The 1,881-nt window shown below is 71.8% G+C and carries 1 protein-coding gene; it reads right to left on the bottom strand.

The window, feature by feature from the left end:
* Positions 1-90: 90 nt before the first annotated feature.
* A complete protein-coding gene (locus tag ACFUJR_RS38115; protein WP_383179967.1) occupies positions 91-1,683 on the bottom strand; it encodes a molybdopterin-dependent oxidoreductase in 1,593 nt (530 codons plus the stop codon).
* Between the last annotated feature and the right edge of the window lie 198 nt (positions 1,684-1,881).

Below are 1,881 nucleotides of genomic sequence, written 5' to 3' on the forward strand. Positions count from 1 at the left end.
GCTCCTCATCGGTCAGCACCAACTCGGCCTTCGGCCGCCCCATCGCCATACCGAAAGCCTACATCTAAACAGAATTCCAGACTCAGAACACTAGGAGACGTTGACGAAGACGCTGTGCCGGCCACTCGCTCCGTCGGGGACGGTCCGGGCGCGGTTTTCCGTCTGCACCTGTCCGGTGCCGTCGGTGGCCCGGACGGTGATCGTGTGGCCGCCGGGGGCGGCGTTCCAGCGGTAGGACCACTGGCGCCAGGTGTCGACCGTGTCCTGGGCGGCGAGGTCGGCGTCCTGCCAGGGCTCGTCATCGACACGGACCTCGACGCGGGTGATGCCGCGGTGCTGGGCCCAGGCGACACCGGAGACGGTGACGACGCCGGCGGCGGGACGACCGAAGGGCTTGGGGGTGTCGATGCGCGCCTGCGTCTTGATCGGCGCCCTACGGGCCCACTTCCGCTTGACCCAGTACGGGTCGTACGCGTCGAAGGTGGTCAGTTCGATGTCGGTGATCCACTTGCACGCCGACACGTACCCGTAGAGGCCGGGGACGAGCATGCGGACCGGGAAGCCGTGGGCGAAGGGCAACGGTTCCCCGTTCATGCCCACCGCGAGCATCGCGTCGCGCCCGTCCATCACGTCCTCGACCGGCGAGCCGAGCGTCATGCCGTCCACCGAGCGGGCCACCAGCTGATCCGCTGCGCCGCCCCGGGAAGGGGGCCGGACGCCCGCTTCCCGGAGGAGGTCGGCGAGAGGGACACCGAGCCAGCGGGCGTTGCCGACATAGGGGCCGCCGACCTCGTTGGACACGCAGGTGAGGGTGATGTCGCGTTCGATGAGCGGGCGGGCCAGGAGCTGGTCGAGGGTGTAGGTGCGCGTGCGTGTGACGCCACGGCCGCGGATGCGCAGGTGCCAGGTTCCGGCGTCGACCTTGGGGACGGCCAGGGCGGTGTCGACGCGGTAGAAGTCGCGGTTCGGGGTGGTGAAGGGGCTGATGCCGGGCACCTTCAACCGGGCGCCCGCCGGGACAGGAGGGGCCGGAGAGGCCGGCCGGGGCAGGACGAGGCTCTCGCGGGAAGCGACCGCCCCCCGGCCTTGCCTGTCGGAGAAGTAGCGCCCGAGTGCGCCCGCGGAAGTGGCCGCGGCGGCGGTCACGCCCGCCGCCGTGAGGAACCCGCGCCTGTTCCACCCGCTTGCCCCGCTCTCCCCGGATTCGGGGGCCCGGACCGCCGAGGGGGCTGCCGCGGAGGCCAGGACGTAGAGGGTGAGAGCGCCCGCGACCGCTCCGGCGGCCGAGGGGAACGCGTCACCGAGGCCGGTGGAGTCGGGCCGGGTCAGGGCCGCGGCGGCGCCGACGATCCCGAACAGCAGCACTCCCGCGGCGCCGGCCCGCCGATGGCGCAGTCCGAGCGCCCCCAGACCGACCGAGACGAGGGCGAGAAAGGCGACGATCCCCAGCTGCAGGACGGTCTTGTCGTTCTCCCCGAACGTGCGGATCGCGAAGTCCTTCACCGCGGCCGGAGTCCGGTCGATCACCGCGCCGCCGACCACCGTCACCGGTCCCGCGGCGGGCCGCACGAGTCCGGCGACCAGTTCGGCCACGCCCAGCGCCGTGAAAGCGGCCAAGAGGCCGGCCGACGCGCCCAGCGCCGTGTGGGAAAGGGTGCTGCGAAAGCTGCTCACACCCGCCATTCGGCAGCACCCGCTCGGCGGATTGGTCCGAACCCGAAGGAGTGAACCGCTCGCCGGGAGCCTTCGGGGAAGAAGGCCCGAGGTGCCGCGGGGGGCTGTCGACAGCCACCCCCGAAACCCCGGCCCGTTTCCCCCGACCCAGCGTTTGCGCAGGGGTTTTCCAACAAAAAGGTTCACACCCCCACAACACCGCCAGTG

Source organism: Streptomyces sp. NPDC057271, assembly GCF_042668715.1.
GTDB lineage: Bacteria > Actinomycetota > Actinomycetes > Streptomycetales > Streptomycetaceae > Streptomyces.